General features: G+C 41.2%; 6 protein-coding genes. All 6 read right to left on the reverse strand.

What is annotated here, in order from left to right; genetic code table 11:
* Nucleotides 1-48 precede the first annotated feature (48 nt).
* On the reverse strand, nucleotides 49-489 hold the full coding sequence (locus DWW43_RS01380; RefSeq protein WP_008399910.1) for a transcriptional repressor: 441 nt from the start codon (nucleotides 487-489) through the stop codon (nucleotides 49-51).
* 137 nt (nucleotides 490-626) lie between these two features.
* Entirely contained in the window at nucleotides 627-1,292 is a 666-nt protein-coding gene (locus DWW43_RS01385; RefSeq protein WP_119962519.1) for a phage holin family protein, read from the reverse strand.
* Between the two features lie 258 nt (nucleotides 1,293-1,550).
* Complete coding sequence (gdhA, locus tag DWW43_RS01390; protein WP_008399921.1) at nucleotides 1,551-2,897, reverse strand: NADP-specific glutamate dehydrogenase; 1,347 nt, start codon at nucleotides 2,895-2,897, stop codon at nucleotides 1,551-1,553.
* A 221-nt stretch (nucleotides 2,898-3,118) separates the two neighbouring features.
* Nucleotides 3,119-3,721: an HD domain-containing protein gene (locus DWW43_RS01395; RefSeq protein WP_243000465.1), complete on the reverse strand. Its 603-nt coding sequence runs from the start codon at nucleotides 3,719-3,721 to the stop codon at nucleotides 3,119-3,121.
* A 206-nt stretch (nucleotides 3,722-3,927) separates the two neighbouring features.
* Nucleotides 3,928-5,316, reverse strand: a complete 1,389-nt coding sequence (gltA, locus tag DWW43_RS01400) for an NADPH-dependent glutamate synthase (RefSeq protein ID WP_117785569.1) — start codon at nucleotides 5,314-5,316, stop codon at nucleotides 3,928-3,930.
* Nucleotides 5,316-6,203 carry a sulfide/dihydroorotate dehydrogenase-like FAD/NAD-binding protein gene (locus DWW43_RS01405; RefSeq protein ID WP_044944533.1) on the reverse strand — a complete coding sequence of 296 codons (888 nt, stop codon included), beginning with the start codon at nucleotides 6,201-6,203 and terminating at the stop codon, nucleotides 5,316-5,318. Before DWW43_RS01405 ends, gltA begins: the two co-directional genes overlap by 1 nt.
* Nucleotides 6,204-6,384 lie beyond the last annotated feature (181 nt).

Consider the following 6,384-nt stretch of genomic DNA (forward strand, 5'->3'; position numbering starts at 1 on the left):
TCAACTCCTATTATCAGAAATATTCAATTTTCAGCATGGAAATTCCTGTTATCTGGTTTTATTTTTCTGTTTCTTTTCTTTCTTACTGCATTCGTCGCAGACACCATATAAAATGGAATCCTTGCAGCAAAGTGTGAACCCATGATCAGACAAAATGTGCTCTGATATCTCTTTCATGAAATCACAGTCCAGATGGATGACCTTTCCACATTCGGAGCATTGCAGATGTAGATGCTTCTGACACCTGGATGGCTGTTCTACATACTGATATCCTGCTTTTTCGCCCTTATCAGCCACATATTTCATCAGTGTCTTCTCTGCGACCAGCTTATCCAGATATCGGTATACAGTTGTTTTATTTACCGAACACTCTTCCTGATCCATATGCCGTATAATATCCGACACATGAACGGCACGATCTTTATTCCGGATCAGATAATCAAGGATCATCTGTCTGCTCTTTGTCTGATATTCATGTTTACGTTCCATCTCAATTCCTGCTTTCTATCTGTTCTTAAGTCTCCACTATGTAAGCTGTTATTCTATGCAGTATCGATCTGCTGTCACATTATCTGCTTTTTGTTACACATTCTATCTATACTTTATCTTCCTACTGCATATTCTAATTACTGCTGCACATTGTCCTGCATCTGCACCGGTACTCCCTGATAATAAGGTGTATTCGGGATATTTCTGAGATCCTGATTTCTCATATACTGAAGATATGCCAACCCCTCATCAGAATATCCAAATCTCGCATTTGGACATGCCTGTGCAAGTACATTCAACAACTCCTGTTTACTCTTTTTCCCTCTTGCCAGTACATTAATAGCAACACGGTTCTTTTGAAAACGATTTTCGATTACATATTCACTTCCGGTTGGAATAAAGTTCGTCGATGTAGTATGCAGATAGATCAGATATACATCCCAGAGCCAGGTCATCTGTGTCGGCTGCTTCTTATTCGCAAGCACCTTATCGGAAATCAATACATATTGGTCTTCATATATTATATGCGAATATAACTGGTCGGCCATCTCCAAAAGCTGCGGGTTATTTTTCAAATAGCCGGTTTTTTCAGGTCTTACAATATTACGAATCCCTATTATGATAAATACAATTCCTAATAATGCAAATAAACCAAACAAAATGATCATACCCATTCCGTCATCTGCATTATCTGACATCACACCTATTGTGATCAATCCGAAAATCAGCATTAACACCGCTCCGCCGACAACCGCTGTGATTCCACCTTTTTTTATTTTTGCCAGTACAATATCTCTCCCCATATCAAGATCCTCCTTTTTTATGTAAAAAGCATACAATATCTATATTATACGAAAAGGTCTCCATAGATTCAATCAAAAACTTTCCATAAAATCATTATAGATTTTATCTGCATATTCCGAAATAAAGCGTTATAGAAATTACTTTTCTGCAATGTCTTTCTTGCAAAGAAAAACCCCGGAACCGCATATCACGATTCCGGGGTCTTATATTAACATTTACTATATAATAATTATTGTTAGATTTTGACCGGCATTTGATTAGCAAACACCCTGAGCTAACATAGCTTCTACAACCTTTTCGAAACCGGCAATGTTAGCACCTGCAACATAGTCGCCTTCTACACCGTAACGCTTAGCAGCGTCGCTGATGTTTGCGTAGATTGTCTCCATGATTCCCTTTAACTTGCCGTCAACTTCTTCAAATGTCCATGAAAGTCTCTCTGAGTTCTGGCTCATTTCAAGTGCAGATGTAGCAACACCACCGGCGTTAGCAGCCTTACCACCTACGAATAATACGCCATTCTCCTGTAAGTACTTAGTAGCCTCTAATGTTGTAGGCATATTAGCACCCTCTGTTACAGAGATAACACCATTTGCAACTAATGCCTTAGCATCGTCTAAGTCTAACTCGTTCTGAGTAGCACATGGTAATGCGATATCACCCTTAACATTCCATACACCGTGCTCGCCGTTCTTCTTCTCATGGTATTCAGCGCTTGGTCTGGCTGCTGCGTACTCTGTAAGACGTGCTCTCTTAACTTCCTTAACTTCCTTAAGTAAGTCAACATCGATTCCTTCCGGATCATAGATCCAACCTGTTGAATCGGAGCATGTTACACACTTAGCGCCTAACTGATGTGCCTTCTGGATTGCGTAGATTGCAACGTTACCAGCACCAGATACGATACAAGTCTTACCAGCGATATCAATACCATGATCCTTTAATAATGCGTTTGTTAAGTATAATAAACCATATCCTGTAGCTTCTGTACGAGCAAGTGATCCACCATATGTAAGTCCCTTACCTGTAAGAACACCTTCGTAGGATCCACGGATTCTCTTATACTGTCCGAATAAGAAACCGATCTCTCTTCCGCCTGTTCCGATATCACCGGCAGGAACATCGACATCTGCTCCGATGTACTTGCAAAGCTCTGTCATAAAGCTCTGGCAGAATGCCATGATCTCTCTATCTGATTTGCCCTTAGGATCAAAATCAGAACCACCTTTACCACCACCGATTGGAAGTGTTGTCAGTGAATTCTTAAATACCTGCTCAAATCCAAGGAACTTGATAATACCTAAATTAACTGAAGGATGAAGTCTTAATCCTCCCTTGTATGGTCCAATAGAATTGTTAAACTGTACACGGAAACCTCTGTTTACCTGAACCTGTCCATTGTCATCTACCCAAGGTACTCTGAACATGATCTGTCTGTCCGGCTCTGTGATTCTTTCAAGAATCGCATTCTTTCTGTAGAGCTCCTCGTTTGCATCGATACAAGGTCTAAGTGAATCAAGAACCTCTGTTACTGCCTGTAAAAATTCTGGCTGGTCAGCATTTTTCTTCTTTACGATCTCCAGCACTTCATCAACGTATGACATCTTAAAATCCTCCTTAAATTAATTATAAGTAAATCGCATCTCTGCGAAATTCATTTGGAGTAGTATTTTCTCTTTAAGAAAATTTCCACTTAAGATTATAAACAATAGACTTGAATTTATCAAGTAAAAATATGATTTTTATGAATTTTTTTATCTTTTTAATGAAAAAGCAGGATTTTCTTAAGTTGCAATGCGCTAAAGTGCTAGCAAATTAGCGGGATTTACAGGTCTTCCATCTCTGCCTTGATCTCATCCTCCGTTGCTGCCATTGCCTGTAATGTCATGGTCAGAAGCTTCTCAAGCTCCCAGTTAAGCTGTGCAGCACCACGTTCAATCACTTCTCTGGAACAACCTGCGGCAAACCCCTTGCTCTTGTATTTTTTCTTCAGAGATTTCAGTTCCATATCCTTTGTACTCTTTGACGGACGCATCAATGCCGCTGCCCAGATCAGGCCTGTCAGTTCATCTGCTGCAAACAGAACCTTCTCCATCTCATGAACCGGCTCTACATCGATGGTTGTACCACATTCCACTGTAATTCCATAACCATGAGAACAGACCGCATGAATAATATCCTCTGACACACCACCATCTCTTAACAGCTCTGGTGCTTTCAGACAATGCTCTGCCGGATACAGTTCAAAATCAATATCATGAAGCAGACCTACGATGCCCCAGTATTCAGCATCTTCACCATAGCCAAGTTCATTTGCATACCATTTCATAACAGCCTCAACTGTAAGCGCATGCTGAATATGGAATGGATCTTTATTATATTTCTTCAGTAATTCAAACGCGTCATCTCTTGCAATATATTCCTTCAATGTCATAACCTCTTCTCAGTATATTTTTAATAATTTTATGTTCAATATCTCGTGAGCATAGTTCTATCACTTTATACCGCATCTCAAAATAGACTCCATTTTTTTAATCGGTATACAAATCCAAAAATAAATGGATGGTATTACTATTAAACGTCTTGCGGAATAATAGATAATACCATCCTTTATTTTGTTTCAAAGACTATATATTAATTGAGTCCTTTGAGGTACTCGTCAATGCCCTTTGCTGCTGCCTTTCCGGCTCCCATAGCAAGGATAACTGTAGCTGCACCGGTAACTGCATCACCACCGGCATATACACCTGTCTTTGTGGTCTGTCCGTTTGCCTCATCGGCAACGATACATTTCCACTTATTTGTATCAAGTCCCTTTGTTGTAGATGAAATCAGTGGGTTTGGTGAAGTACCAAGTGACATGATAACCGCATCCACATCCATGACGAACTCAGAACCAGGAATCTCAACCGGTCTTCTTCTGCCTGATGCATCCGGCTCACCAAGTTCCATCTTGACACATTTCATGCCCTTAACCCAACCCTTTTCATCTTCAAGGATCTCAGTTGGATTTGTAAGGAGATCAAAAATGATTCCTTCTTCTTTTGCATGATGTACTTCTTCTACTCTGGCAGGAAGTTCTTCTTCACTACGTCTATATACAATATGTGTCTCAGCACCAAGTCGAAGTGCCGTTCTTGCAGCATCCATTGCTACATTACCACCGCCGACAACGGCAACCTTCTTACCAACCATGATAGGTGTGTTAGAGCCTTCCTTGTAAGCCTTCATCAGGTTACTTCTTGTCAGGTACTCATTTGCTGAGAATACACCATTTGCATTCTCACCCGGAATACCCATGAACTTAGGAAGTCCTGCACCGGAACCGATAAATACTGCTGAGAAGCCTTCCTCCTCCATTAATTCATCTATCGTTACAGATTTACCGACTACAACGTCAGTCTCAATCTTAACACCTAAGGATTTTACATTTTCGATTTCTTTCTTTACTACGCCATCTTTTGGAAGACGGAATTCAGGGATACCATAAACCAGTACGCCGCCTGTCTCATGAAGTGCTTCAAAGATTGTTACATCGTAACCCATCTTTGCAAGATCTCCTGCACAGGTAAGACCGGATGGACCGGAACCGATAACTGCAACCTTCTTGCCATTCTTCTCTGCTGCCGGTTCCGGCTTAATGCCATGCTCTCTTGCCCAGTCAGCAACGAAACGCTCCAGTTTACCGATAGATACAGGATCGCCTTTGATACCTCTGATACATTTACCTTCACACTGTGTCTCCTGTGGACATACACGGCCACATACAGCAGGGAGTGCTGATGATTTGCTGATCACCTGGAATGCCTCTGCAAATTCGCCCTTCTTTACATGAGCGATAAATCCAGGAATATCAATAGAAACAGGACAGCCCTTTACACACTGTGCATTCTTACAGCCGATACATCTTGCTGCTTCTGCCATTGCTTCTTCTTCATTATATCCGTAACATACTTCTTCAAAATTCTTTGCACGAACCGCAGGTTCCTGTTCACGAACCGGTACTCTATTTAAAACGTCCATTATTTGTCACCTCCACACTGTCCGCATCCACCATGATGGGTGTCGCCTTCCTTGGCTGCAAGATATGCTCTGCCTTCCTGTGTCTTATAGATCTGCTGACGCTCCATAGCTTCTTCGAAGTTTACAAGATGTCCGTCAAATTCAGGTCCGTCTACACATGCGAATTTTACTTCGCCGCCAACTGTTACTCGGCATGCACCACACATACCGGTACCGTCTACCATGATCGGATTCAGGCTGACAACTGTAGGGATCTCAAGCTCTTTTGTAAGCTTACAAACGAACTTCATCATGATCATCGGTCCGATTGCTACGCATACATCATATTTGTTGCCTGCGTCTACAAGCTTCTGAATCTCATTTGTAACAACGCCCTTGCTTCCATATGAACCATCGTCTGTTGTAATGTAGAGATTTCCGGCAACTGCCTTCATCTGCTCTTCCAGAATGATAAGCTCTTTGGATCTTCCACCGATGATAACATCAGCGGCTACTCCATGCTCATGTAACCATTTTACCTGTGGATATACAGGTGCGGTTCCTACACCACCGGCTACAAATAAGATCTTCTTATTCTTTAATGTCTCTAAATCTTCTTCTACTAATTCCGACGGACGGCCAAGCGGTCCAACAAAATCTGTAAAGCTGTCTCCAGCCTTTAAATTCTTCATCATCTCTGTTGCTGCACCTACTACCTGGAATACAATAGTGATCGTGCCTGCTTCTCTTGAATAATCGCAGATTGTAAGAGGAATTCTCTCTCCATCTTCTGAGCCTCTTACGATTACAAACTGACCCGGAAGACAATTCTTTGCTACTCTTGGTGCTTCCACGTCCATAAGATAGATTGCATCTGTCAACGCTTCTGTTCTAACAATCTTAAACACGTTTTTATCCTTCCTTTCTCTTTTCCCGACTCTCCACACAAGACTCAGGAATACTACACTGCCGAAATCGCACAATATAGTCCATTATAGCATCTATTAACAAATACTGTAAAGGTGTAATTTTCAGGCATTTTCATATAATTGTAGGATTACAATACATGTGTTACAACTGAATATAAAA

Source organism: Clostridium sp. AF15-41 (assembly GCF_003604095.1).
Taxonomy (GTDB): domain Bacteria; phylum Bacillota; class Clostridia; order Lachnospirales; family Lachnospiraceae; genus Coprococcus.

Bases quoted from the DNA above. Each gene is read 5' to 3' on its own strand.
- DWW43_RS01380 (WP_008399910.1), bottom strand. From the start codon at position 489: ATGGAACGTAAACATGAATATCAGACAAAGAGCAGACAGATGATCCTT.
- DWW43_RS01385 (WP_119962519.1), bottom strand. From the start codon at position 1,292: ATGGGGAGAGATATTGTACTGGCAAAAATAAAAAAAGGTGGAATCACA.
- gdhA (WP_008399921.1), bottom strand. From the start codon at position 2,897: ATGTCATACGTTGATGAAGTGCTGGAGATCGTAAAGAAGAAAAATGCT.
- gltA (WP_117785569.1), bottom strand. From the start codon at position 5,316: ATGGACGTTTTAAATAGAGTACCGGTTCGTGAACAGGAACCTGCGGTT.